This is a genomic window from Pseudomonas artemisiae (assembly GCF_057128685.1).
Window position 1 is genome coordinate 19,072 of the sequence record NZ_JBSKHS010000022.1, and the last position, 23,831, is coordinate 42,902.

Here is a 23,831-nt window from a genome sequence, read left to right on the forward strand (position 1 = left end):
AGCGGGCACTCCTAGTAGTGAGGGGTCAAAGCAGCGGCAGGGTGTAGCTCACGATTACCCGGTTCTGGTCGATGTTGTTGCCGCCGTTGCTGCGGTAGCTGCCGTTACGCCATTTAAATTCGAGGTGCTTCAATACGCCGCTCTGGAAGGCGTAGGCAATGTCGGTATTGCGCTCCCATTCGGTACCTTCCTTGGCACCACGGGCGAAGTTGTCGCCTTTGAGGTAACGGGTCATAAAGGTCAAACCGGGCAGGCCGATCGCAGCAAAATCGTAGTCATAGCGCGCCTGCCAAGAGCGTTCGCCAGGGCTGGCAAAGTCCGCGGAAATCATCACGTAGTTCACCAGGAACGAGTCCGTACCGGCCAAGTGGGGGAAGCCGGTATTGCCATTCATGCGTTGGTAGGCCACACCGAAGGCATGGCCGCTCAGGCTATAGGTGAGCTTGCCACCCAGCGCCGTATTGTCCACATTGGTGTTGCCATCGGCGGTAGAGCGGGCATAGCGCAGGTCGCTCTTGAAGGTTTGCCCGGCACCCAACGGAAAGCTGTGATTGAGGGTGACAATGTGCTGTTTGTAGTTGTTTTCCAGGGCGCCATAGTTGTAGGCGGTGTTTAAAGCCTTGGTCCAGTTGTAGCTGGCCGTGGCGAAATCAAACCTGTCGCTCGGCGTGCCCCCGCTGATGCCCTTGCCCTCTACTTCAATGTGGGCATGGCCGCTGTCGTTACGCTCGGTGTTGCTGGTCAAGCGGCCCAAGTGCAGGGTAAGGGCAGTGATCTCCTTGGACGTCAGCTGAGTGCCACGAAAGGTCTGCGGCAAAAGCCGCCCATCGTTGGGCACTACCGTGGGCAGCTTGGGAATCAACGTACCGACCTTCAGCACGCTTTTGGACATTTTGACCTTGGCGACAACCCCCGCGCGACCATAGTTATCCGGCGCGCGCTCGTCCCCCACCGGCAGCAGGCCCGTATTACGGCGGTCAGGGCTGGAGTCCAGTTTCAGGCCGAACGTGCCAATGGCATCCAGACCAAAGCCCACGGTGCCCGCAGTGAAGCCAGACTCATAGTTGAGAATAAAGCCTTGCCCCCACTCGTCACGCTTGGACTGCGTGGCGCCTGGCTGGCGATAGTCGCTGTTGAAGTAGAAGTTACGAAGTTCGAGGTCAGCCTTGCTGTCTTCGATAAAATCCGCTTCGGCGATGCAAGGAAAGGTCAGCGTAAGGCCAAGGGTGGCGCACCCAAGCCCGGAAGAAACGGCCATTCTTGTCATTGTTATGCCCACTGTATACAGCGCGTTTTTATTGGATTTTTAGGCCAGCAGGGCTGGCTCGAAAAAGCCTACAGGGGCGTTTGGCAAATTTGAAATATGTAAAAAAGGGTGGGTTGAGACGTTTTGAATATGGAGGTTTTGGCTAGGCGAGTTAGTCAGCCTTTTGGGGCTAGCTTTCCTCCCTCAACTTCTTGGAGATTTTCCTCGAATCATTGCAGCCTTCGACGACTCCTGAAATGGTTGAACTAAGTCCTCTGCAAGTGCGTCAAGCGCTACAAGGAGTTTAGCTAGCTCAGTCAGGTTGGCTGCCGTCACGATGTCATATTCTCCTCGGCTGCTCAGCCGATAAACCGCTCGAGCCTTTTTTACCCGTTCCAATAGGGGAACGATCGCAGAACGCGACGCATCGGGGGTCAGCCAGGCGATCATGAGCGGCAGGCAAAGAAGGTTGGATTGACAATTTGACGGTAATTGCTGAGCAGAGGCCTGTGGCTAATGTCGAGGAGTTCGACTTCAGGAAGGGGGTCTGTATACCACTTGAAGGCTTGGCGAGCAGTTCATATCCCTTCCTCGTCCGACTTTTGATAATGAGGAGCCCACCATCACCCCCCCGCCGGCCGATACTGCAACGCCTCGGCCAAATGCTCTCGCGCTATCTGAGGCTGGCTGTCGAGGTCGGCCAGGGTGCGGGCGACTTTCAACAGCCGGTGGGCGGCGCGTAGGGATAGGGTAAGGCGCTCGCAGGCTTGTTCCAGCCAGTGTTCATCCGCCTTGCTGAGCTGGCAGTGGGTGCGCAGGCGGTTGAGGTCGAGGAAGGCGTTGGCGCAGCCTTGGCGTTGCAGTTGAACGTCTCGGGCGCAAGCGACTTGGGCGGCGACTTGGGCGGTGGAGTCCCCTCGGGGGCCGTTGGGGCTGAGTGTGGTGGTTTCTCGGGCGACGGTTACGTGCAGGTCGATGCGGTCCAGCAGCGGGCCGGACAGTTTATTGCGGTAGCGGTCGATCTGTTCGGTGCTGCAACGGCAGCGGCCGGTGCTGTCGCCCAGGTAGCCACAAGGGCAAGGGTTCATGGCGGCTACCAGTTGGAAGCGGGCGGGAAAGCGGATTTTGTCCCGTGCCCGGGCGATCACGATTTCGCCGGATTCCAGCGGCTCACGCAGTACCTCCAATACCTTGCGGTCGAACTCTGGCAGTTCGTCCAGGAACAGCACCCCGTGGTGCGCCAGGGTGATCTCCCCCGGCTGAGGGCGCCCGCCGCCGCCCACCAAAGCGGCCCCGGAGGCGGAGTGGTGTGGGTGTCGAAACGGCCGTTGGGGCCAACTGCTCAAAGGGACATGGCTAGCCACGGAGTGAATAGCCGCCACTTCTAAGGCCTCATGTTCGCTCAAGGGGGGCAACAGGCCAGGCAAGCGGCTAGCGAGCAGGGTTTTGCCCGTGCCGGGAGGGCCACTGAACAAAAGGTTATGGGCGCCTGCCGCAGCCACCAGCAGCGCCCGTTTAGCGGCGATTTGACCTTGTACTTCGTTAAGGTCGGGATAGGGGCGCTGGACCAGGCACAAACCCTCGGCCTTGAACGGCGCCAAGGGGGCATGGGCGGTGAAGTGGGCCACCAGCTCCGTAAGGCTACCCACTGCGATTACCGTCAGGCCGTTGGCCAGGGAGGCTTCCTCGGCATTGGCGTGGGGGACGATCAACGCGCGCCCGGCGTCCCGCGCGGCCAGGGCGGCGGGCAATACCCCTTGCACGGGCCGCACCGCGCCAGACAGCGCCAGTTCTCCCAGGCACTCCACCGCGTGCAAGGCATCCGCTGGCACCTGCCCACTACCAGCGAGGATACCTAGGGCGATGGCCAAATCGAAACGCCCGCCATCCTTGGGCAAATCCGCAGGGGCCAGGTTAAGGGTGATACGCCGGGGCGGGAAGGTCAGCCCGGAATTGACGATAGCGCTGCGTACACGGTCTTTGCTTTCCTTGACCGAGGCCTCCGGCAGGCCGACCAGCGTCAGGGCTGGCAAGCCATTGGCCAGGTGCGCCTCAACCAATACCGAGGGCGCGCCGACGCCTACCTGAGCACGGCTGTGGACGATAGCGAGGGACATGGCAACTCCGGGATACGCTTCCTTGCGACTGGGGGAGCTTAACCCAGCATTGGTGACCAGCGAGGGGGAGTGTTTGGCTGGATGTGTACATACCAGCTTACCTCCCGAGCGACTGAGTGGTGCTGTGTGGATTACTCCAAATCGACTGTTAGCGAGGGTGCGCCAAAGCTTACTAGGTTCGCATGAGAGCGGGCCAGATAGTCGCGCCAGAACGCTTCGAGCTTTTGTACCGTAGTACCTGCCCGGTAGCCGTTCTTAGAGGCTTCCGGCACTAAGCCTGCACCCATTACATACACCCGGGCCCCACCTAGATCAGCGAACAGTTGATGCTGCTCTACTTTTTTCATCTCGGCGGCTGGGTCAATTCCGCGCATTTGATTTTTACTGTAGAAGCTGCTGGAAGCGCTGTTTTCGAGCATATCGCTGATCAATAGCACGACCTTTTGCTCTGCAGGGCGCTGGCTGATGTCCTCGCCAATCTGTTTGAGGCTAAAAAAAATCTCGCTTTTGGCAATGTCTTGCCCTGGTTGGGCGAAGCTTTCGACAAATTTCATGCCCAGGGCCTTCTGGAGAAAGGCGCGCTGCTTGCCCAGGCAAGTATCGAGTTGGCGCAAGCTATTCATGCCAATATCGCCCCGCACGTTTTCTTCTAAGGCGCCTTCTAGCTGGCCGCTATACATCAGTGCCATGTAATTGCCCGCCAGGTAGGCGGAAAATTGATACATTCGAACGCTGTCGCCGGGCTTAAGGTAGCGCAGGGCGTGATTGTAGGCGGAGGTTTGCAGCTCTTTCGGGAGTTGCACGGTTTTATCGACAATAATCATCAGTTCTCGCCCAGACCCGGGCGGGCGGGCGTGACTCAATTTCGCATAGTCATAGCAGCTGGGCAGATCGTTACGCTCGGCGGCTTGCAGCAGCGAAGCGCTAAGTACTGAGCAGACAAGCATTAGCGAGTTGTGCCATTTCACGTTACACCTCCCGTCTTGGGCTGGCCTTGGCTGCCATGCGTTGCAAGCGCTGTACTTTCTTGAGCTGTTCTACCGTGACGTTGAATTTGCTCGCCAAGAAGGCAAGATCAGCGTCATCGAAATCGCTCAGATCATCGAAAGTATTTGGATCTACTGTCGTGCCAACAGTAGGAATCACGACTGCGGTAGCCAAGGGGCTGGGAGTCGAAACGGGACTTGGCTCGGCCTCTACATAAACCGGAGTGGTCTTAGGTGATTCCTGGTTTAAAGGCGCTTGGGTTGGGCTGGTGTAGTTCTTTTGAGCGTTGCCGTGATATTTGGCCACGTATGCACTGAAGGTGCGATGACCAAAGCCCTTGAGCAAGTGTTCGCGCTCGTGGCCAGAAGTCGTGACGCGGCTAGCCAGGTTGCTTTGCAACGCTGTGAGCTTGGCTTGTGCGTCCCGTGCTACCCGCTCTCTCAGGTTTTGGAAGTGATTGGCAAATTCTTGAGCGTTATTGAAACCGCGGGTGTAATGCCATGCTTGGCCTGACTGTTTACCGGCAAAGCAGAAGCGATTAGCTAGGATGATGCCTACCCCCTGGATGCCGAGAAAGATAACCGACAGGATGATATAGGTGGTCAGTGATGCAGCGCGAATAGCTTCCATCTTGTCGTGTGCTGAAGTCTGGTCTGCCGATTGATTTTCCTGGGTACTTTCGGCAGGTAACTCAAAGGGTGAATCAGGTAGTTTGGCATCGCCGCCCTGTACCTGTGCAAATGCGTCTGGATTGCTGATCACGTCCACTTCCATGGACTTCAGGCTATAGTTGCGGATCGCGAACGCACCAATGGCGATTGCTAGAACGTATATCAGGCATATCGTAGTCCAAGTGTATTTGGGTGTGACGCGAGCGTTGCAATCTACGCGGTTGAGCAATTTCAGGTAATTGGGTTCATCGTTATCTCGGTAGGTGCGGTCGAGGTCGACCTCAGTACTGGCCTCCAGGTCGCGAGGCGTGCGTGACTGTTCATACCAGGCGCGAATCTTCTTGATCAGCCCGCTATGGTGCATTTCCCGGCCAGCCATTTCAGTGAAGAACACTGCGGCGACTGAAAGCAGGAACGCGGTGAACCAAGCCAGCATGCCGGCTACATTGGCGGATATGTTCTGTACCATAAAGGGTGCCAGCACATAGGCGAACCCCACAGCTTCGAAAAAGATCAGCCCGATCACCAACAGCCACAATAGAAAGCCTTTTTCACGCCGCCCTGTCTCGTGCACTTTGTTTAAGTAATCACGGCATTTATCGTAAAAGTCAGGGCTTTTATTAAGCTCGTTGTAGTAAGCATGGTAATCGGCGCAAAGTCGGGTTTCGCTATCCATCCACCCGTCTTTGTCCGTAATAGCTGGTTTTTTGCTTCTCGTAGCATTGCGGCCTATTATCGGAAAGGCGTAAGCCACGTTCATGCAGAAATAACTGACTTTCGACCACCAGACCATGATTGCTACCAGCAACACCATAGTACTGAGAATCAGCCCTACCGCTACGCGGTGCATCAGGAGAAAGGCAGACAGGCTGTCCATCGAGAACTGTTCCATGTTTTTCCTTGAAATGCAGTTTTAGGTGCGAATGGGCATGAATCGAGCTACATAGGTGTCGCCGGCTTTGTCGTAGAACAGCTCCCCGTCTACCGTCTTGCTGCCGAATTTATCCAGTACGATGTCCATGCAACTCACCGGTGCTGTACCGTCCTCAATAAACACTCGGTAAAGTAAGTTACCTTCCCCCTCGAAGGTATTGGCTACCGCATTGAGCGTAATGGCTTTGCCTTTCTTGTTTTGCGAGTAGCCTTTTACCAGTTGAATACGCGGTTGTTTGGCCACCTCAGCGTTATCTCGGAGTATCGCCAATGGGGTGATGGTCACCAGGTTGCCATTGACCGCATCCGCCCATACCTTGCCGTTGTACCCCGGAAGGTAGTCGCTGGTTTCATGGCTGTTCAGCGTTTGGCCGCTAGCAAGGTTTTTGACCGTACCACTCACCCGTGGTCGGTCGGCCGCGCAGGTAGCAATAGGTGGGCTGGCATAGGCTTTGGTGATCAGGCTGAAACCACCAGGGTTCACCGGCTTGATCAGTTGGGCAAGGTGGCTACTGCTGTTGTCGATAGCGTGGCCGCCAAAATCAATGTAGGTAGCAGGCAGGCTGCTTCCGGTATCAGGCATGGTAGCGGCGGTTCGAGGCGCTTCAGGCGTAGGCGCCTTGGTCTTGGGCGCCGCTTCAGAACGGGTGCCATGTGCCAGGTAGCGCGGGTTGCTACGTTCCTCGCGGGCACGGTGCGCCAGTAGCGCGGTGCTTTCCATCTGTACGATTTCCACACGGCGATTCTGCGCGCGCCCGTCGGTGGAGGTGTTGTCCGCCAACGGTCGTGCCGCGCCAACGCCTTGGAAGTATAGGGTTTGGGCAGGGATACCTTCCTGCGCTAATACCTTTCCGACAGTGCGGGCACGCCGTTCCGATAATTGTTGGTTGAATTCAGCGGTACCGGTAGCGTCGGTATGGCCTACAACCAATATGGACTGGGGCTTGGCCGCTGTTGCACCTGGCTTGAACGCTTCGGCCAACTTTCGCACTTGACGCAAGCCTTCGGGCGAGAGTTGATCGCTGCCGGTAGGAAACATGCCTTGGTCTTGGATTTGCGCCACGATGCCGGCTTCGGCCATGCCAGCCGCCTGACCTTGGGCCGCGGGTACAGCTACTTGTAGGGTCTGTACCTGCATGTTCAGGTGTTCTTCTTGGGCAATTCGTTCCAGCGCTTTTTGCCGGTCCTGCCACACATGGCCAATCGCACAGCCAGCCGTGCCGCCTAGCAGGCCGCCGGCGACTGCCTTGCCAGCATCTCGAGTTGCCGCGTAGGTCAAACCCGCGCCTAGCAATGCCCCGCCGGTACAGCCAATGACCATTCCATAATCACGGCCTGCCTGATTTACGCTGGCACAGCTGCCAAGGCTAAATGCCAAGGCAATGACTGCAAGCCTGCCCGGTTGACGGTAATTCATTACAGTACTCCTTGTATAACCCTAACCATCACTGACACGTGGTCGAGTAAATGGCCCGATTTCGTCCGTGAATAAAGGCTTGAAGGTGGATCCGTTTATAAAGCCGGCCATTTCAGCACAGCGTGATAGGGGATTCAATGTAAAGCGCTGTTAGGGCGTGCCAATGGAGCGCTCGATTTGCCAGCGGCTTGGGTACCTATCGCTTTGCTACACGCCGTCGCCTCCCGCAAATAGAAGGGAACCGGCCATTAACAAACACCACACAGGCCCTATTCACTGTACCCGTGGGGGTGTCGCATGAACATGAGAGTAGGTGGGCCGTCTGAGCAAAGTTTCAATCTAGACCTTAGCGATCTGGTTAGCACCAAGCAATATGGGGGTGGGCGCCAACAGCAAAGTGGGCAGGTTGATTTTGGTAATCTTTCTGGCAAGGGCGTGCAGAGTGAACAAGTAAACTTTGGCGGCCAATCCCCAGCCTTTAGCGATAGCCGAGTAGGCGGCGTTGAGAAAACGGCCGGTGATGGCGAGGGAGGGCTTAGCGCGCAGATACGTGACTTGATGCAACAGCTGCTTCAACTGCTCAGCCAGATGATGCAGCAAAATCAGGGCGACTCCGGCAAGCAGTCGGGTGACAAGGGTGGGGTAAGTAAGGCCTCGGCCCCTCAGGGCAATTCACCTGCGGCGTCCGCAGCGCCTGAGGCCTCATCCCCCACGCCTGCCGATGGCCAATTGGGCGACCTCAGCCGCAAACAGGCCTCCCCCGCAGGCGGGGCGCCTGGCCAACCCGCGGCCCAAGCGTCGGAAGGGGCGCAGCCGACTACCGCATCAGCCCAGCCCGTACAGTCAGCCGGCGCAACGGCGGCAGTGGGGGACGGACCTACGGCGGGTACCGGGCCACGCTCGTTCAGCATCACCAACACCTTTGACCATGACATTACCCTTGGTAAGCATGAGCAGGTCGACGGCAAGGAACAAATGACCGGCGAAATTACGTTGAAGCCTGGCCAGACCGGCACGTTGAAATTTGAAAACGACACCACCGGCTTGGTGAAGATGGCGAATGCCGAAGGCAAGTATCAGGCGGATGCGAGCCGTTTGGAGTATTACAACGGCTTTATCAACGTGAGCGACATCGATGGGCGTAACGCGGCCATTCACGCCACTGACGATAAGGGCTTCGAGATCGGCAACAAAAATAGCATTATTGACAAAGCCCCTAGTGACATCGTGTCCAAAGACTCAGGTGGTAGGGAGACCATCGCTGGATTCTACGATGGGTCCACCGAGAAAATGAGGAAAGGTGGAGAATTCATGACCAAGGAAAATGGCACGGGCATGACCTATCAACACCCGGATGATGACCAATTGGGCCCAGGCAACAACCCAATGCGCCAAACCCAGTCGATGGCCCTGAACGTTACGTTCGGCAAGCCGTGATTCGCAGCCAAGCGGCCTGAACCGCCGGTTCTTCTGATGCGCTGCCGTTAGGTTACCCTGGCAGCGCATCGGCCTCGATTTCCATCTATGCTGTTCCAACCTTCAGCTCGATGGCCGTTGTATCAATAGGTTGTGTAATGGGTTATTCATTCAATAGGTTGTGCTGCTGCCCCGGCTGGGCGCCGCTCTTGCTATGGGCGCTGTTGGCCGGCGCCGTAGGTGCCCAGGCTGGCCCTAAGGTTGTGCTCTACCTGCCTGAGGCCCCGCCGTTAAGCCTGTCTGGGGAGGTAGGGCAGCAGGGTATCGTCGGCGATGTGGTGGTGAAGGCCGCCACCATGGCAGGGTACGAATTGCAGTTTATGTCCCTGCCATGGTCCCGGGCCCAACTGACCGTAGAAGCTGGTCAGAGCTTGCTAATCATCCCCCTGTCCCGTACGCCGGCCCGAGAGGCGCGCTACACTTGGATTGCCCCTATCCTTACGCTGGATCGAGCGTTCTTCAGCCTGGATAAACGCGTGGAGAGCTTTGAGCAGGCTCGGCGAACGTTCGGGCGGATCGCGGTGGGCCGGGGCAGCGCACAGGAGCAAAAACTGCGAGACGAAGGCTTTAGCGAGCAACAGATCTACCCCCTGAAGATCGGTGAAAACCCTGCCCAAATGCTGCTGCTTGGGCGTGTGGATGCATGGTTCAACAGCATTCCAGAAAGCCGTTATATCTGGCGGGAAGTGTCAGACAGGCCTTTGCAGATGAGCCCGGTGCTAATGACCGCGGATGTGTATTTGGCGTGCTCCAAAGCGTGCGACAAAACCATGGCAAAGCGCTTGCGCGCGGCGGTCGATACCCTGCGCAAGGACGGTACGGTCACGCGAACCATCGATACCTATATGCCTGCGCCCAAACTGGGCAAAACCCCTTAAAGCTGGTACCGGTTTGGCCGGTTCGTTATCCTCGCGCCCCATGAAAATACCTATCTTGATTGCCGCGGCCCTGCTGCTCGATGCGCAAGGCCGCACCCTCTTGGTCCGCAAGCGCGGCACCGCCTTTTTTATGCAGCCTGGTGGCAAGATCGAGCCCCATGAGCAGCCGGTGCAAGCACTGGCGCGGGAGCTCGAAGAGGAGCTGGGCGTGCGTATCCAGCCGGAGCAAGCCCTCTATCTCGGCTGCTTCAGCGCGCCGGCCGCCAACGAGCCGGGCTATGAAGTGTGCTGCGAACTGTTTAAGGTGGTGATAGATCACGCCGTGGAGCCTGCGGCGGAAATCGAAGAAGCGGTGTGGGTGAGCGCGGAACAGGCGTATGAGCTGAATCTGGCGCCATTGACGCAACATTGGGTGCTGCCTAGCGTCTTCGCGCAGGCCTCCGTGAGTTAAGCGCCTAGGGGGAGGGCACGGGTGCCGCTACCATAGCGCCCCGTTGTGTAACGCTCGGCTATAGTCCTTCGACGCCTAACGCCGAAGGAGCGCCCCATGGAACGCCTTACCGCCAAAGACTTTGCCCCTGAGCTGCTTGAGCTCTATGACTACTATGCCCACGGGCGGATCAGCCGCCGGGCTTTCCTCGACTGTGCGGCAGCCTTTACCGTGGCGGGGCTCTCGGCCTCGGCGTTGCTGACGGCCTTGAGCCCCAACTATGCCCTGGCCGAGCAGGTAGCCTTCACCGACCCGGCCATCCTCGCTGAATATGTGACCTACCCCTCGCCCAATGGGCATGGCACGGTGCGGTCGTATCTGGTGCGGCCGGCGCAGGCACAGGGCAAGGTGCCCGCCGTGGTGGTGGTGCATGAGAACCGTGGGCTGAACCCCTATATCGAAGACGTAGCCAGGCGTCTGGCAAAGGCGGGTTACCTGGCCCTTGCACCGGATGGCCTGAGTTCAGTGGGCGGTTACCCGGGTAATGACGAAAAAGGCAAAGCCTTGCAGCAGAAAGTAAACCCCGAGCAACTGATGAACGACTTCTTCGCCGCCATCGACTGGCTGGAGAAGCATCCGGCAGCCACGGGGAAGGTGGGCATTACCGGCTTCTGTTACGGCGGCGGAGTGGCCAATGCCGGGGCCGTGGCCCATCCTGCCTTGGCGGCAGCGGTACCCTTTTACGGGCGCCAGCCCAAGGCAGAGGACGTAGCCCGCATCAAAGCACCTCTGCTGTTGCATTACGCGGAGCTAGACACTGCCATCAACGAAGGCTGGCCGGCCTATGAGCAGGCGCTGAAGGCGGCAGGTAAAACCTATGAAGCCTATGTGTACCCAGGCGTGAACCATGGCTTTCACAACGATTCTACCCCACGCTACGACGAAGCCGCGGCGAACCTTGCGTGGGAGCGCACCCTGGGCTGGTTCAAGCAGTATCTGGTGTGAAGCCCGTTAGTGAGTTAGCCCACCGTCGCCCATATGCTGTTCCAGGCGCATGCGCAGCCAACGCTCAGCGGGGTCGGTGTCGGTAATGCTCAGCCATACCATCGACAGCTCCAGCGCCTGGTTCTCAAACGGCAAAGGCTCGGCGCGCAGGGTACCCCAGGCTTCCATGGCCGTGGCCGCGTAGTCTGGGCAGCCTGCCAACAAGTCCGTGCCCGCCAGAATGGACGGCAATGAACTGAATTGGGGCACCGACAGCACTACCTTGCGGGTACGGCCGATCTCGTCCAGCCACTCGTCGGCGATTCCTCGGGTGTTGGCGGTATGGGACACCACCACATGAGGGCGAGCGCAGTATTCCTCCAAGGTTAGAGGATGGTCGGAGTGATCGGCCCTCAATACCCGGGCATACATGCGCCGCAGCAGCTTGCGCTTGGCGTTGGCCGGCAGGCCGCGGGTCTGGCTGATCCCTACGGTAATGTCCCCGGAGGCGAGCAGGTCAGGAATGCGCCAATAGTCCACATGCTGAACCACCACGATCACATCCGGCGCCTCCTGGCGCAGGGCACGCAGCAGCGGCGGCAGCAGCCCGAATTCCACATCATCCGACAGGCCGATGCGAAACGTCATTTTGCTGGTGGACGGGTCGAAATCGTGGCTCAGGCTCAGGGCGACGGACATGGCGTCCAGCGCTGGCGACAGGTGTTTGATCAGCTCTTCGGCACGGGCGGTGGGCTCCATCCGATGGCCCACGCGAATGAACAGCGGGTCGTTGAACAGTGTTCGCAGGCGATTGAGCGCCGCGCTGATGGTGGGTTGCCCCAAGAACAGTTTTTCCGCCACGCGGGTCACATTGCGCTCAAGCATCAGCGCCTCGAACACCACCATCAGGTTGATATCGGCCTTGCGCAGTTCGTTGCGGTTCATCGGCGAGCATCTGGGCTGGCGAAAGAGCTGCGCGGGCAGGGCGCCCGCGAGGGTTTACACGTCTTGGGGTGGCGTGAGCTTGGGTTCCGCGGGAAGGCGGGCTTCCAACTCGGCCAGGCGCGCTTCCAGAGCGTCCACTTTTTCGCGCGTGCGCGCCAGTACGACCATCTGGCTATCGAATTCTTCCCGGCTGACTAGGTCGAGGCGGGAGAAGGCGCCTTGTAGCAGCGCACGGAATTGGCTTTCGAATTCCTGGCGCGGTGGCAGGGCACTGCCGCCGAGCAAGCGGCTGGCCTGGTCGGTAAGGGCATCGAGGAAGGCTTTGGGTGCGAGCATGGGTGGCGGTTCCATGGCGGTTGAATGCGCAAAGTGTATCACGCGCTGGGCTAGCAGCCGGTTTTCAGGCATGCACAGTTATTGGGCGGCCCCCAGGTGGAAGTTGCACCAAGCCTGTGCGCGTGTGATGGGGCGCTGGGCTTTTTAGCTAATAGACCTGCGCCTGACGGCTGAATTACGGGCAGTGGCAAAGCTGGCAAGCTTTCTGCTTGGACCCAAGCGACCCCTGCACTGATGGTGGCCTGGAAGGCCAATGCAGCGCGCAGCGGCGGGGAAAACGTTTCGTCATAAGGCATGTTGAAGGCCGAGCCGGCAAAGGCCGCGGCGCGTTACAAAGCCAGACACTGCGCTTAGACTTGAGCCGGGTTTGTTTTCCTGGGGCAAGTCCACCATTTCGGGAGAGAGTTTCATGAAGCTAGTCACTGCCATCATCAAGCCGTTCAAGCTGGACGACGTACGCGAGTCGTTGTCGGAAATCGGCGTGCAGGGCATCACGGTCACCGAGGTCAAAGGCTTCGGGCGGCAGAAGGGCCATACCGAGTTATACCGTGGCGCGGAGTACGTGGTGGATTTTCTACCGAAAGTGAAGATCGACGTTGCCATCGATGACAAAGACCTGGACCGTGTGATCGAGGCCATCACCAAGGCCGCGAACACCGGCAAGATTGGCGACGGCAAGATCTTCGTGGTCAATCTGGAACAAGCCATCCGCATCCGTACCGGCGAAACCGATACCGACGCCATCTAAGCCGCCCTATAAAAAAAGCCCCAGGAGTAAACAATATGACTCTGCGTCAATTCGCAGGGCTAGGCGCCCTGTTGTCTCTTGTAATACCAGGCCTGGCCATGGCCGACGAGACAGCCGCCCCTGTGCTCAATTCTGGCGACACCGCCTGGATGCTGACTTCCACCGCCCTGGTGCTGTTCATGACCATTCCTGGGCTGGCCCTATTCTATGGCGGCATGGTGCGTTCCAAGAACGTGCTGTCGGTGATGATGCAGTGCTTCGCGATCACCGGGTTGATCACGGTATTGTGGTTCATCTATGGCTATAGCCTGGCGTTCGATACCACCGGTATGGAGCAGGGCGTTATCAACGTCCATTCGTTCTTTGGCGGCATGGGCAAAGCCTTCCTTGCCGGGATCACGCCTGCCAGTATCACCTCCGCCACCGCGCTGTTTCCCGAAGCGGTGTTCGTGACCTTCCAGATGACCTTCGCCATTATCACCCCCGCCCTGATCGTGGGTGCCTTTGCCGAGCGCATGAAGTTCTCGGCAATGCTGATCTTCATGGGCATCTGGTTCACCCTGGTATACGCGCCGATCGCCCATATGGTGTGGAGCGGTAACGGCGGCCTGATGTGGGACTGGGGCGTGCTGGACTTCGCGGGCGGCACCGTTGTGCACATCAACGCCGGTATCGCTGGCCTGGTGACCTGCCTGGTGTTGGGCAAGCGCAAGGGCTATCCCACCACCCCGATGGCACCCCATAACCTGGGCTATACCCTGGTGGGCGCCGCCATGTTGTGGGTTGGCTGGTTTGGTTTCAACGCAGGCTCGGCCGCAGCCGCCAATGGCACGGCGGGCATGGCCATGTTGGTCACCCAAATCGCCACCGGGGCTGCTGCCTTGGGCTGGATGTTTGCTGAATGGCTCAGCCACGGCAAGCCCAGCGCATTGGGGATCGCTTCGGGCGTAGTGGCGGGTTTGGTCGCCATCACCCCGGCCGCCGGTACCGTGGGCCCCATGGGGGCTCTGATCATTGGCCTGGTGGCGGGCGTGCTGTGCTTCTTCACCGCCACTACCCTCAAGCGCAAGCTGGGTTATGACGATTCGCTCGACGCTTTTGGCGTTCACGGCGTGGGTGGCATTATCGGCGCGCTGCTTACTGGCGTATTCGCAGCCCCCGCTCTGGGCGGCTTCGGTACCGTGGAAGACGTGGCAGGTCAGCTGTGGATTCAGGCCAAGGGCGTAGGCTTCACCGTGGTTTACACAGCGATCGTGACCTTTGTCATCTTGAAAGTGCTGGACCTGATCATGGGCCTGCGGGTTTCTGAAGAAGAGGAAGCCGTGGGGCTGGATTTGGCTCAACACAACGAGCGGGGTTACAACCTGTAAACCTTCTAACACCGTTCGAGAAAAATGCCCGGTTTGCCGGGCATTTTTTTATTCGGCATTTGTCACTGCTTGGAGCGTCTTCACAATGGCCGGCCAGCGGCAGTGGGGAGGGCCAGATTTTTTATGTCTGTAGGAAATGCCTACACAAATACAGGACTTTGCTTTTTTTTCGAGCGCGCTAGAATGCGCCCCGAATGCGCGGAGAACGCCATGTGGCAGCAAACGACTATCACTCTCAAGGCACGCCCCAGGGGCTTTCATCTGGTCACCGACGAAATCATCGGCGGGTTTCCAGCCCTGGCAGATTGCGAGGTTGGCTTGCTGCACATCTGGTTGCAACATACCTCCGCTTCACTGACGGTCAACGAAAACGCTGACCCTGCGGTGCGCCGAGATTTCGAGCGGTTCTTCAACCGCTTGGTACCCCAGCGCGAGCCTGGCTATGAGCACAATGACGAGGGTGAGGATGACCTTCCCGCGCATTTCAAAGCCAGCCTGCTGGGTTGTCAGCTCAGCCTGCCAATACGGGCAGGCCGCTTGGCAATGGGCACTTGGCAGGGTATTTACCTGGGCGAGCACCGGGATCACGGTGGCTCCCGGCGGCTGATCGCTACGTTACACGGTGAAGGGTAAGTACCCAGGCCTTTGGTATTTTTTCCGGCGCTGTCGACTTTCGGCGCGCTGGGCTTTAAACAACTGCTCCGGCAACACATGAGGTAGGACCATGAGCGACGACGATCTGGAAGATGACCTGGAAGTAGGTGACGAGGACGACACCGAGGAGGGCCTGGAAACGGCCGCTGAAGACGTTGCCGATGATAGCGGGGCCACTGATAGCCCAGCCCCCGCGGGCAAGGGTAAAAAAGCCGCTGTCAGCGTAGACGAGCTGCCCAGTATCGAAGCCAAGCAGAAGGAGCGTGATGCCCTGGCCCGCGCTATGGAGGAGTTTCTCTCGCGGGGTGGCAAGATCGAGGAAGTCGAGGCAAACGTCGTGGCCGACCCGCCCCGTAAGCCAGACAACAAGTACGGTAGCCGTCCTATCTAAAGCATCTGTGTGGGTTGGCTGTAGAGTTTGAAACGTCTTCGCGAGCTGTCGCTGGCTCCTACACGCCCACATCAGCGTAGGACCCAGCGAAGCTAGCGAAGATGATGCATCAGGCGCTTTCGGAATTCCAGGTAGCCAGCAGGGCAGGCAGCTCGCTTAAGGTGGCTACCTCGCCATGAGGCGCTGATCCCCCTTCCCAAGGCTGACGTGTTGGGTTGTACCAAACGGCGCGAAAGCCCGCCTGCAGCGCGCCTGCAATGTCGTCATGGGGGTTGTCGCCCACATGCACAGCCGTGGCTGCGCTAGCCCCGCCTCGGCGCAGGGCCTCTTGGAATGGCCGTGGGTCTGGCTTGCCCACGCCTACCTCTTCCGCGCACAGGGCAAAGCTGAAGTAGTCCGCAACACCTAGCCGACGCACATCTGCATTACCGTTGGTAAGCGCACCCAGGGTATAGCGCTGCGCCAGGGTTTCCAGCGTAGTTGCAGCATCCGGGAAGAAACTTACCTGATGCCTGGCTTGTAGAAACACTTCAAATGCCTGTTCGGCCAAGGGTTGGGCCTCCGCTTGCGGGTAACCCGCCTCTTGCAAGGCAATGAACAACACCTGCCGCCGCAAGCTACTGATGCGGTGCGCCAAGCCAGGCTCGGCGGTTACTAGCCGCTGGCGGATGGCGTGCAATTGTTCAGGAGGGAAGGGCCCCAACCGCGGGGCGTGATTGGCCAGCCATTCTCGCAATGCGACTTCCGCGCCCTGGATCACCGGGGCGGTATGCCATAGGGTGTCGTCCAGATCGAAGGTTACGAGCGTGATACTCATGGCTATTCATCGCCTTTGTTTCGCTTGGCCCGGGGGTGCGCGCTGTCGTACACACGAGCCAGGTGCTGGAAGTCCAGATGGGTGTAGATCTGGGTGGTAGAAATGTCGGCATGGCCAAGCATTTCCTGTACCGCGCGCAGGTCTTGAGAGGACTCAAGCACGTGGCTGGCGAACGAATGCCTCAACATGTGAGGGTGAAGGCGCTGACCCAGTTCCCGCTGCCCTGCCGCTTGCACTCTGAGACGAATCGCTTGCTGCCCCAGGCGTTCCCCGCGCTTGCTGATGAACAGGGCATTGCCCACCGGGTTTGCTAGCCCGCGAAAAGTCAGCCACTGTTTCACGGCGACCCTGGCCTTGCTGCCCATGGGCACCAACCGGGCCTTGTTGCGCTTGCCCTGTACCTGCACCAAGCCTTCGGCAAGGTCCACTGCGCTTAGGTCCAGGCCGGCGAGTTCCGACAGGCGCAGGCCAGAGGAATAGAAAAGTTCCAGCATGGCGTGGTCGCGGCGTCCAATAAAATCGTCTTCTATGGCGCCATCCAGCAGCTGTTGGGCACGGTCGGCATCCAACACCTTGGGCAGGCGTCGCTCACCCTTTGGGGCAGATAAACCCACTGCAGGGTTGTGCTCGCACAGCCCTTCGCGTAGCAGCCAGCCGTAGAAGCCCCGAACCGCCGATAGCAAGCGCGCCAGGCTGCGCGGGGCCTGCCCGTGCTGGTGCAAGCGGGCCACCAGGCGGCGCAATACAGGCGCGGTAAGGGCTGGCCAAGCGGCAATACCGGTTTGCTCGCAGTACTCGAGCACCTTGGCCAGGTCGTTACGGTAGGCTTGGAGGGTATGGGCGGATGCCTGGCGTTCGGTGCGCAGATGGTGGTAGTACCCGCCCAGTTGCGCTTGCATGGTCAGCGAACCGGCCGGGGGGCGCCGTTAAAGCGCGGTATCACACGGCTGAGCACTTCGGCGATATGAGAGAGGAACAGGGTCCCCACCGAGCTACGGTAGTGTTCCGCGTTGGCGCTGCCGATGGCGAGCACGCCGTGCAGCCCTTGATGAACCAGCGGTGCCAAGGCCGTGGAAGCCACTTGCCCGTGCTGGGCGGTGCCGAAGATGAACTCAAGCTCAGAGGGGCGTAACGTGCCCGTCACAGGCCTGGCATCGGTCAACAGGGCACCGATGGCCTGCTGCGCCTCGCCCAGGGTAACTGTGCGGCCCACCGGCGCGGGCGTATCGGCGAACAGAATAAGGCTGACGAAGGGCACCTTGAATGACTGACGCAAACTGTCATCCACGGCCATTACTACCTCTTCAAGGCTGGTGGCATCCAGGAGATCCAGCATTAGACGGCGGGTTTTTTCGAACAATCGGTCATTGTCACGGGCGACATCCATCAGTTGCCCCAAGCGCTGCCGGAGTTCGCTATTACGCTCGCGCAGCAGCTTGAGTTGGTGCTCGACCAGCGACACGGTATCCCCCCGTTTGTGGGAGATACGCAGGGTAGCCAGCAGTGCCTCTTGCCCCTCGAAGAAATCCGGGTGCTGTTGCAGGTAAGCCACCACCGCACCGGCACTGGCAGGCTCACCCTCATATGCCTGTGGCGTGGCAGGCTGAAGTGGCTCGTCGCTCATCGTGGCTTTGCTCCCATGGTCACAGGCGAACCTGACCTTCGTAAACGCGCACCGCAGGCCCGGTCATCATCACCGGTTGCCCTGGCCCTGCCCATTCCAACGCCAACTGACCGCCAGGCAATTCAAGGGTAAGGGGCGAGTCCATCCAGCCTTGGGCGATGGCTGTTACCGCCGCGGCGCAAGCCCCGGTACCGCAGGCCTGGGTTTCCCCGGCGCCACGCTCCCATACCCGCAACTTGGCGTGCTGGCGATCGATCACCTCTAAAAAGCCCACGTTTACCCGTTCGGGGAAGCGCGGATGGTGCTCGATGCGCGGCCCTAGGGTATGCACGGGGTAGCTCGCTACATCGTTGACGCGCATGACCGCGTGGGGGTTGCCCATGGACAGTGCGGCGATGTCGTAAGGCTGGCCGTCTACTTCCAATACATGGGTGAGTTGATCCATGTCTGCCTGGAAGGGCACTTGCGCCGGAGATAGGTAGGGCGGCCCCATGTCTACCCTAACCTGACCGTCGCTACGCACATCCAGCTCGATGATGCCTTTCTTGACCTGCACGCGGATTTTCTTTTTCGCGGTCAAGCGCTTGTCGAGCACGAACCGGGCAAAGCAGCGCGCGCCGTTGCCGCACTGCTCGACTTCCGAGCCATCGGCGTTGAAGATCCGATAACGAAAGTCTACATCCGGGTTGGTTGGGGCTTCTACCAGCAACAGTTGATCGAAACCTATGCCAGTGTGGCGGTCACCCCACTCGTGTGCATGCTTGGGGGTGATGTGCGCATGCTGGCTGACCAGGTCGATGACCATGAAGTCATTGCCCAGGCCGTGCATTTTAGTGAACCGCAGCAGCATGGCGAGTTACTCCGGCAGCAGGCTTTCGCCCGCATAGAGCTCGGCGATGGTTTCGCGGCGGCGAACCACGTGAGCGGCATTGCCGTCTACCAGCACCTCGGCGCAGCGGCCACGGGTGTTGTAGTTGGAGCTCATCACAAAGCCATAGGCACCGGCGGAATGCACCGCCAACAGGTCGCCCTCGGCCAGGGCCAGTTCGCGGTCCTTGGCCAGAAAATCCCCGGTTTCACAGATCGGCCCAACGATGTCATAGGGCCGAGCCTGGCCATCGCGAGGGCGCACCGCGGTCACGTTCATCCACGCCTGGTACAAGGCCGGGCGGATCAAATCGTTCATGGCGGCATCGACAATGGCGAAGTCTTTGTATTCGGTATGCTTGAGGTATTCGATGCGGGTAACCAGCACGCCGGCATTGGCTACGATATATCGGCCAGGCTCAAACATCAGCGCCAGGTCGCGGCCGGCCATGCGCTCACGCACTGCCTGGATATACGCGCTGACCTGGGGTGGCTGCTCGTCGCGATAACGCACGCCCACGCCGCCCCCCAAATCGATGTGGCGCAGGTGAATACCGCAGTCGCCAAGGCGATCGACCAGAGCCAGCAAGCGGTCCAGGGCATCGAGGAAAGGCGCCAGGGTAGTGAGCTGCGAGCCGATGTGGCAATCCACCCCAACCACATCCAGGTTAGGCAACTGGGCGGCACGCAGGTACACGGCCTCGGCCTGCTCGATGGAAATGCCGAACTTGTTTTCCTTAAGGCCCGTGGAGATATACGGGTGGGTACCTGCGTCGACGTCGGGGTTGACCCGCAGGGAAATCGGCGCCTGTACGCCCAGCTCGGCGGCCACGGCGTGCAGCCGCTCCAGCTCGTCAGTGGACTCCACATTGAAGCAATGCACGCCTACTTCCAGGGCGCGGCGCATGTCCGCGCGGGTTTTGCCCACGCCGGAGAACACCACGCGATCGGCACGGCCGCCAGCGGCCAATACCCGCTCCAGTTCGCCTCCGGACACGATATCGAAGCCAGCCCCCAGGCGCGCCAGCACATTGAGCACGGCCAGGTTGGCATTGGCTTTCACCGCGAAGCACACCAAGTGCTCCATGCCCTGCAAGGCATCGGCATAGGCCCGATATTGGGCTTCGATGTGGGCCCTTGAATAGACATAAAGGGGCGTGCCGAAGCGTTCGGCCAGGGTCGAAAGCGCTACCCCTTCGGCGAAGAGTTCACCGTCACGGTACTGAAAAGCATTCATAGGCGGCCTTATTCGTGTTTGTGCGACTGGCTATGGCCGTCGTGCTTGCCGTCATCGGGCAGGTACAGCGGGCCCTTTTGACCACAGGCGGACACAAGGCAGGCTACCGCGACGAGCGCAGCGAATGAGGCGATCAGGCGCTTCATGGGAAATCCTTTGGATAAACCGTCAGTTGCGCCGGAGTATACCGGCGAGGGGCCGCCTTGCCTACGAAATGACCACCCCGCCCAGCGGCGACCTTGCAACGGATAGGCTTTGCATTCGCCTTGATCTGCTCGTATCGTGCCGCAGTTGTTTCGCCCCATCCGATACCGAGGTTGCCATGAGTTTGACCGAAGCGCGTTTCCACGATCTGGTCGATGCCACCCAGCAGCAGTTGGATATTGTGTTCGAAGACAGCGGCCTGGACGTGGACGTAGAAAACTCCGCGGGCATCCTGACCGTGCGTTTCGATAACGGCACCCAGTTGATCTTCAGCCGTCAGCCGCCCCTGCGCCAGCTGTGGCTCGCGGCAAAGGCAGGGGGGTTCCATTTCGACTACGACGAAGACAACAAGCAGTGGATGTGCGAATCCACGGACGAGTTGCTCGGTGAAATGCTCCAGCGCCTGGTGTTCGATCAAACCGGCGAAAAACTGGACTTCGAAGACATCTGATGGCTGCCAAACCGCTGTATACGAACATCAGCACCGCGGTGAAGTCCCCTTGCGTGAGCCTGTGCAAGCTCGACGAAGACCGCTATTGCCAGGGTTGCCTGCGCCATGTGGAACACATCCGCGAATGGCGCGCGGCCAGCGACGAGCGTCGGCGAGAGATTCGTGCCTTGGCCGAGCAGCGTGCCAGTGCCTTGGCCACTAGCGAGCCAGCGCGGCATTGAGCGCTGCCTCTAGCGTGGTTTTATAGCGCAGGTAGCTGCTGCTGGGCAGCACCTGATCACCGGCCAGGCCAGACACGTCCAGGTCGGTGATATAGCACCGGTACGGCTCGTGGCCGCGGCGCTGGCTCAGGATCTCCCGGGCCACTTCTTCATACAGGCGGTCGGTGTATTCCGCGTCGCTGAACTCTCTGTCCTTGCAGAACAATGTTACCCGCGGCGGCCCGTCCGGGTTCTTACCCAGAATGGCCTGCACTTCGTAAAAGCCCGCTTCATTGGCCCCGCGCGGTGGCGGGCGACGCTCTACCGCTCGGGGTTGCCCACCACTGCTGACGATCTGGTAGAACAAGGTCCCCAGGCCGTTGGGCTGGTCCAGCGTCAGCAATGCTTCGCGCCTATAGGCCACCGCTTGCAGAAAGCGGTGTAAGGGCAGTAGCAGGCTGGTTTCGTCAAAGAACGGAAGCTGCTGGCGCCACAGGCCGTTGTGTTCGTCCAGTACGTACACCATGGCCTCTTCGCCTTGTCGGCTGTAGAACACCTGCACGCAATCGGGGTGGCCATGGGGCAGCACCAGCGCCAGCTCATGGCCGGCCAATGCGTAAGCATCCAAATGCAACGGGCTATAGCGTTTCAAGGGGCGCGCCAGGTAGTCGAGCAACACCTGTACACCGGGCAGGGGAATATGGCGCACGTTGCCAGGGTGTAGCTCCAGTATGTGATAGCGTTGCTCGACCTGAATCAGATAGCGGTGGCCCAGTTGCCCCTCCAGTAACCGCGCCGCGGCGTCGAACAATGCCTGCACCCGTGTGCTGATGGCCTGGGCCCGATTATGGCAGTAGCAGTACACCTGTAAGCGCGGCGCTGGCCGTTGCGCGGTCAAGCCATTGAGGTAGTCGCGCAGGCAGTCGAGCAGGGCGTGGCGGCCGTCATAACGGTGATATAAGGTCTCGTTCCAACTGTTGAGGGTGACCTGATCCAAGGTCAGCACCAGATTGTCGCGCACCCCCGCGTAACTCAACGAGTCGGTGCGCTCGGTGGTCATCAGGATGTTCAACTCACGGTGGTGCTTGAGCGGGTCTACGCCAACGTTTACCAGCAGCATGATCTCGGCAGGGGCGCTGGGCTGAAGCAGTTGGGCTTCGCTCACCAGGGGCATGGGCAATGCGAGGGTGCGCTGCAAGGCCCCCAGCAGGTTGAACAGCTCCTGCTCGGTCAGATCGGACTCACCAGGGTGCAACGCCAGGCGAGTGCCGGTATCGATCACGCCATTGCGATGGCACCAGGTCAGCAACTCGATCAGTTCATGGCTGCGCTTGAGCGGGCTGTATAGTTCACACTCGGTTGCGCTGTAGTTACCTCGATACAGGTACCACAAGCGCTTGCCAGGCTCGCGCCGGTTTGGGCCTTCCAGCAGTGTCAGGGTGCCTTCCGCCAAATCGGGGGCGATGCCTGGGTTGATCAGCTCGACCTTGCCGGCGCGGCGCTCGAAGGCGGCATACAGGCGCCGCCCCAGCACAGTGAGGTCTTTGCGGTTAGCGGCGTTGTCGGCTTGTTGCTCTCGGGAAAAACGGTTGAGGAAGCGGTAACTGGTATTGAGCTCACCCACCAGTGCTTGGCGCTCGGCCAGTACCTGGGCGACTTTCCATTGCCCCCGGCTGTCCAGCAGGCGCAGTTGTGGTTCGCCCCAGCCCCATTCGGTGGTAAGCCGCTGCATGGCGTGCAGCTGCCAGCCGCCTGATCGGGCCACACTGACCTTACGGTTGACCTTCAGGTACAGGGCGCGCCGCACCAGCTCCAGCCGGGCGTCCTCGCCGCGAGCCAGCAGGTAGCTTTCGATGCGGCGATAGACCAGCACATAGGGGTCGAGCTCATCGAGGTTCAGGGCGCCTTGATAAACCGCCTGTTTGAGCTGAAGGCTGATGCACTGCACGGCGGGGTGTTGATCGGCATAGACCTCGGCCAGCAATAGCTTGAGTAGAGACTTGTAAGGCGACTCGAGGCCTTTGAACAACTGCCATAGCCCAGCGCCGATGTACTCGCCTGGCGGGATGCGAGACAGGTTGCCCAGGTCGAGCACCTCCTGCGCCCGGATAAACCGTTTGTTCAGTAGCGCTTGGGTGAAGGCTGCGTAGTTCGCTTCTTCGTATACCGGCACCAGCCACCACAAAGGAGTACGCCCGGCCAGCCAAATGGCCGTGCGATAGAACTCATCCAGCAACAGGTAATGCTGGGTCGTGCCGCTGTCATCGGAGCTGAGCTGGTTGTCGCGGTCTTCCCGCACGAAACGTTCACAGTCGATCAAAAAGAAGTGTGCCTCGGCGCCCAAGCTAGCGGCCCAGCTTTCGATGGCCTGGCATTTGCGACGCAGCTCATCAAGCGCTTGGGCAGGCAGGTTGGGGCCGTGACAGACCCATACGTCCATGTCACTCCCTTCGTCCTGGGCCAGGCTGCCCAGGCTGCCCATCAGAAACAACCCGAGTATGGGCGCGGGGGCGTTGCCTCGGCGCGGCTTATAAGTAAACGAACGGGTTAGCCGTTGCGCCTCGGCCAGTACATCCTCGCCCGGTTCATAGGTGCTTACCCCGGCAGGGGTAAACCCGGATACATACCCGGGCAGTAGCGGGTGGTTCACATGGAACAGCAGCGGGATCAGGCGTAATACGGCTTGTTGTCGGCTCGCGAACCCGCCCAAGGCACGGGTTAACCGCCCTTGGTTGACCGATAAAAATCGCTGGCGCAGTTGGGTCAGCACCTTGCGGTCGATGCCAGCGCCCAAGTCGGGCCGAATTTCTCGGGTACGTTTCATTTCAAGCTCGGGTGCCGGGCCGAC

The 23,831-nt window shown here is 59.7% G+C and carries 24 protein-coding genes; 10 read left to right on the forward strand and 14 right to left on the reverse strand.

Going from position 1 to position 23,831, the window contains the following annotated elements:
* Positions 1-25 precede the first annotated feature (25 nt).
* From ACWKV4_RS19215 to ACWKV4_RS19235, 5 genes are all read right to left on the reverse strand, one after another.
* Entirely contained in the window at positions 26-1,267 is a 1,242-nt protein-coding gene (locus tag ACWKV4_RS19215; protein ID WP_483833729.1) for an OprD family porin, read from the reverse strand.
* A 602-nt stretch (positions 1,268-1,869) separates the two neighbouring features.
* A complete protein-coding gene (locus tag ACWKV4_RS19220; RefSeq protein ID WP_483833728.1) occupies positions 1,870-3,363 on the reverse strand; it encodes a YifB family Mg chelatase-like AAA ATPase in 1,494 nt (497 codons plus the stop codon).
* A gap of 131 nt (positions 3,364-3,494) precedes the next feature.
* Entirely contained in the window at positions 3,495-4,187 is a 693-nt protein-coding gene (locus tag ACWKV4_RS19225; RefSeq protein WP_483833727.1) for a hypothetical protein, read from the reverse strand.
* Positions 4,188-4,332: 145 nt separating this feature from the next.
* On the reverse strand, positions 4,333-5,913 hold the full coding sequence (locus ACWKV4_RS19230) for a hypothetical protein (RefSeq protein ID WP_483833726.1): 1,581 nt from the start codon (positions 5,911-5,913) through the stop codon (positions 4,333-4,335).
* A 21-nt stretch (positions 5,914-5,934) separates the two neighbouring features.
* Entirely contained in the window at positions 5,935-7,371 is a 1,437-nt protein-coding gene (locus tag ACWKV4_RS19235; protein ID WP_483833725.1) for an OmpA family protein, read from the reverse strand.
* Positions 7,372-7,668: 297 nt separating this feature from the next.
* Here ACWKV4_RS19235 and ACWKV4_RS19240 point away from each other — a divergent pair, with 297 nt between their 5' ends.
* The 4 genes from ACWKV4_RS19240 (at position 7,669) to yghX (ending at position 11,160) form a co-directional block, all read left to right on the forward strand.
* Entirely contained in the window at positions 7,669-8,808 is a 1,140-nt protein-coding gene (locus tag ACWKV4_RS19240; RefSeq protein ID WP_483833724.1) for a hypothetical protein, read from the forward strand.
* 137 nt (positions 8,809-8,945) lie between these two features.
* On the forward strand, positions 8,946-9,725 hold the full coding sequence (locus ACWKV4_RS19245; RefSeq protein ID WP_483833723.1) for a substrate-binding periplasmic protein: 780 nt from the start codon (positions 8,946-8,948) through the stop codon (positions 9,723-9,725).
* A gap of 40 nt (positions 9,726-9,765) precedes the next feature.
* Complete coding sequence (locus ACWKV4_RS19250; RefSeq protein WP_483833722.1) at positions 9,766-10,176, forward strand: NUDIX hydrolase; 411 nt, start codon at positions 9,766-9,768, stop codon at positions 10,174-10,176.
* Between the two features lie 96 nt (positions 10,177-10,272).
* Positions 10,273-11,160: a YghX family hydrolase gene (yghX, locus tag ACWKV4_RS19255; RefSeq protein WP_483833721.1), complete on the forward strand. Its 888-nt coding sequence runs from the start codon at positions 10,273-10,275 to the stop codon at positions 11,158-11,160.
* Between the two features lie 6 nt (positions 11,161-11,166).
* Here yghX and ACWKV4_RS19260 read toward each other — a convergent pair whose 3' ends face one another.
* Entirely contained in the window at positions 11,167-12,084 is a 918-nt protein-coding gene (locus tag ACWKV4_RS19260) for a LysR family transcriptional regulator (protein WP_483833720.1), read from the reverse strand.
* Positions 12,085-12,138: 54 nt separating this feature from the next.
* Positions 12,139-12,420 carry an accessory factor UbiK family protein gene (locus tag ACWKV4_RS19265; protein WP_483833719.1) on the reverse strand — a complete coding sequence of 94 codons (282 nt, stop codon included), beginning with the start codon at positions 12,418-12,420 and terminating at the stop codon, positions 12,139-12,141.
* A gap of 409 nt (positions 12,421-12,829) precedes the next feature.
* On the opposite strand from ACWKV4_RS19265, the gene glnK reads away from it, so the two are divergent.
* The 4 genes from glnK (at position 12,830) to sutA (ending at position 15,583) form a co-directional block, all read left to right on the forward strand.
* On the forward strand, positions 12,830-13,168 hold the full coding sequence (gene glnK, locus ACWKV4_RS19270; RefSeq protein WP_002555808.1) for a P-II family nitrogen regulator: 339 nt from the start codon (positions 12,830-12,832) through the stop codon (positions 13,166-13,168).
* A gap of 35 nt (positions 13,169-13,203) precedes the next feature.
* Positions 13,204-14,538: an ammonium transporter gene (locus tag ACWKV4_RS19275; RefSeq protein WP_483833718.1), complete on the forward strand. Its 1,335-nt coding sequence runs from the start codon at positions 13,204-13,206 to the stop codon at positions 14,536-14,538.
* Between the two features lie 210 nt (positions 14,539-14,748).
* Positions 14,749-15,171 (forward strand): secondary thiamine-phosphate synthase enzyme YjbQ, encoded by a 423-nt coding sequence (locus tag ACWKV4_RS19280; RefSeq protein WP_483833717.1) that lies wholly within the window; start codon positions 14,749-14,751, stop codon positions 15,169-15,171.
* Positions 15,172-15,262: 91 nt separating this feature from the next.
* Positions 15,263-15,583: a transcriptional regulator SutA gene (sutA, locus tag ACWKV4_RS19285; protein WP_483833716.1), complete on the forward strand. Its 321-nt coding sequence runs from the start codon at positions 15,263-15,265 to the stop codon at positions 15,581-15,583.
* A 109-nt stretch (positions 15,584-15,692) separates the two neighbouring features.
* On the opposite strand, the gene ACWKV4_RS19290 is transcribed toward sutA, so the two are convergent.
* The 6 genes from ACWKV4_RS19290 to lptM are packed head-to-tail and all read right to left on the reverse strand — an operon-like array spanning position 15,693 to position 20,274.
* The gene (locus tag ACWKV4_RS19290) at positions 15,693-16,400 is read right to left on the reverse strand and encodes an HAD family hydrolase (protein WP_483833715.1); all 708 of its coding nucleotides are present in this window, start codon (positions 16,398-16,400) and stop codon (positions 15,693-15,695) included.
* A gap of 2 nt (positions 16,401-16,402) precedes the next feature.
* A complete protein-coding gene (gene xerC / locus ACWKV4_RS19295; protein ID WP_483833714.1) occupies positions 16,403-17,299 on the reverse strand; it encodes a tyrosine recombinase XerC in 897 nt (298 codons plus the stop codon).
* A 2-nt stretch (positions 17,300-17,301) separates the two neighbouring features.
* The gene (locus ACWKV4_RS19300; protein ID WP_483833713.1) at positions 17,302-18,024 is read right to left on the reverse strand and encodes a DUF484 family protein; all 723 of its coding nucleotides are present in this window, start codon (positions 18,022-18,024) and stop codon (positions 17,302-17,304) included.
* Between the two features lie 19 nt (positions 18,025-18,043).
* Positions 18,044-18,874: a diaminopimelate epimerase gene (dapF, locus tag ACWKV4_RS19305; RefSeq protein WP_483833712.1), complete on the reverse strand. Its 831-nt coding sequence runs from the start codon at positions 18,872-18,874 to the stop codon at positions 18,044-18,046.
* A 6-nt stretch (positions 18,875-18,880) separates the two neighbouring features.
* Positions 18,881-20,128: a diaminopimelate decarboxylase gene (gene lysA, locus ACWKV4_RS19310; RefSeq protein WP_483833711.1), complete on the reverse strand. Its 1,248-nt coding sequence runs from the start codon at positions 20,126-20,128 to the stop codon at positions 18,881-18,883.
* 8 nt (positions 20,129-20,136) lie between these two features.
* Positions 20,137-20,274 carry an LPS translocon maturation chaperone LptM gene (gene lptM / locus ACWKV4_RS19315; protein ID WP_483833710.1) on the reverse strand — a complete coding sequence of 46 codons (138 nt, stop codon included), beginning with the start codon at positions 20,272-20,274 and terminating at the stop codon, positions 20,137-20,139.
* Positions 20,275-20,450: 176 nt separating this feature from the next.
* Between lptM and cyaY the strand changes: the two genes are divergently transcribed.
* Complete coding sequence (gene cyaY, locus ACWKV4_RS19320) at positions 20,451-20,783, forward strand: iron donor protein CyaY (RefSeq protein WP_483833709.1); 333 nt, start codon at positions 20,451-20,453, stop codon at positions 20,781-20,783.
* The gene (locus tag ACWKV4_RS19325) at positions 20,783-21,004 is read left to right on the forward strand and encodes a DUF1289 domain-containing protein (protein WP_483833708.1); all 222 of its coding nucleotides are present in this window, start codon (positions 20,783-20,785) and stop codon (positions 21,002-21,004) included. The genes cyaY and ACWKV4_RS19325 overlap by 1 nt, the downstream gene beginning before the upstream one ends.
* Here ACWKV4_RS19325 and ACWKV4_RS19330 read toward each other — a convergent pair.
* Complete coding sequence (locus ACWKV4_RS19330) at positions 20,982-23,807, reverse strand: class I adenylate cyclase (protein ID WP_483833707.1); 2,826 nt, start codon at positions 23,805-23,807, stop codon at positions 20,982-20,984. The genes ACWKV4_RS19325 and ACWKV4_RS19330 overlap by 23 nt on opposite strands.
* Between the last annotated feature and the right edge of the window lie 24 nt (positions 23,808-23,831).

Coding starts and splice junctions, on each gene's coding strand:
- lysA (WP_483833711.1), bottom strand. CDS start 20,128: ATGAATGCTTTTCAGTACCGTGACGGTGAACTCTTCGCCGAAGGGGTA.
- xerC (WP_483833714.1), bottom strand. CDS start 17,299: ATGCAAGCGCAACTGGGCGGGTACTACCACCATCTGCGCACCGAACGC.
- cyaY (WP_483833709.1), top strand. CDS start 20,451: ATGAGTTTGACCGAAGCGCGTTTCCACGATCTGGTCGATGCCACCCAG.
- glnK (WP_002555808.1), top strand. CDS start 12,830: ATGAAGCTAGTCACTGCCATCATCAAGCCGTTCAAGCTGGACGACGTA.
- ACWKV4_RS19325 (WP_483833708.1), top strand. CDS start 20,783: ATGGCTGCCAAACCGCTGTATACGAACATCAGCACCGCGGTGAAGTCC.
- dapF (WP_483833712.1), bottom strand. CDS start 18,874: ATGCTGCTGCGGTTCACTAAAATGCACGGCCTGGGCAATGACTTCATG.
- ACWKV4_RS19225 (WP_483833727.1), bottom strand. CDS start 4,187: ATGATTATTGTCGATAAAACCGTGCAACTCCCGAAAGAGCTGCAAACC.
- ACWKV4_RS19230 (WP_483833726.1), bottom strand. CDS start 5,913: ATGGAACAGTTCTCGATGGACAGCCTGTCTGCCTTTCTCCTGATGCAC.
- ACWKV4_RS19235 (WP_483833725.1), bottom strand. CDS start 7,371: ATGAATTACCGTCAACCGGGCAGGCTTGCAGTCATTGCCTTGGCATTT.
- yghX (WP_483833721.1), top strand. CDS start 10,273: ATGGAACGCCTTACCGCCAAAGACTTTGCCCCTGAGCTGCTTGAGCTC.
- ACWKV4_RS19260 (WP_483833720.1), bottom strand. CDS start 12,084: ATGAACCGCAACGAACTGCGCAAGGCCGATATCAACCTGATGGTGGTG.
- ACWKV4_RS19275 (WP_483833718.1), top strand. CDS start 13,204: ATGACTCTGCGTCAATTCGCAGGGCTAGGCGCCCTGTTGTCTCTTGTA.
- ACWKV4_RS19245 (WP_483833723.1), top strand. CDS start 8,946: ATGGGTTATTCATTCAATAGGTTGTGCTGCTGCCCCGGCTGGGCGCCG.
- ACWKV4_RS19330 (WP_483833707.1), bottom strand. CDS start 23,807: ATGAAACGTACCCGAGAAATTCGGCCCGACTTGGGCGCTGGCATCGAC.
- ACWKV4_RS19250 (WP_483833722.1), top strand. CDS start 9,766: ATGAAAATACCTATCTTGATTGCCGCGGCCCTGCTGCTCGATGCGCAA.
- sutA (WP_483833716.1), top strand. CDS start 15,263: ATGAGCGACGACGATCTGGAAGATGACCTGGAAGTAGGTGACGAGGAC.
- ACWKV4_RS19220 (WP_483833728.1), bottom strand. CDS start 3,363: ATGTCCCTCGCTATCGTCCACAGCCGTGCTCAGGTAGGCGTCGGCGCG.
- ACWKV4_RS19290 (WP_483833715.1), bottom strand. CDS start 16,400: ATGAGTATCACGCTCGTAACCTTCGATCTGGACGACACCCTATGGCAT.
- ACWKV4_RS19300 (WP_483833713.1), bottom strand. CDS start 18,024: ATGAGCGACGAGCCACTTCAGCCTGCCACGCCACAGGCATATGAGGGT.
- ACWKV4_RS19265 (WP_483833719.1), bottom strand. CDS start 12,420: ATGCTCGCACCCAAAGCCTTCCTCGATGCCCTTACCGACCAGGCCAGC.
- ACWKV4_RS19240 (WP_483833724.1), top strand. CDS start 7,669: ATGAACATGAGAGTAGGTGGGCCGTCTGAGCAAAGTTTCAATCTAGAC.
- ACWKV4_RS19215 (WP_483833729.1), bottom strand. CDS start 1,267: ATGACAAGAATGGCCGTTTCTTCCGGGCTTGGGTGCGCCACCCTTGGC.
- lptM (WP_483833710.1), bottom strand. CDS start 20,274: ATGAAGCGCCTGATCGCCTCATTCGCTGCGCTCGTCGCGGTAGCCTGC.
- ACWKV4_RS19280 (WP_483833717.1), top strand. CDS start 14,749: ATGTGGCAGCAAACGACTATCACTCTCAAGGCACGCCCCAGGGGCTTT.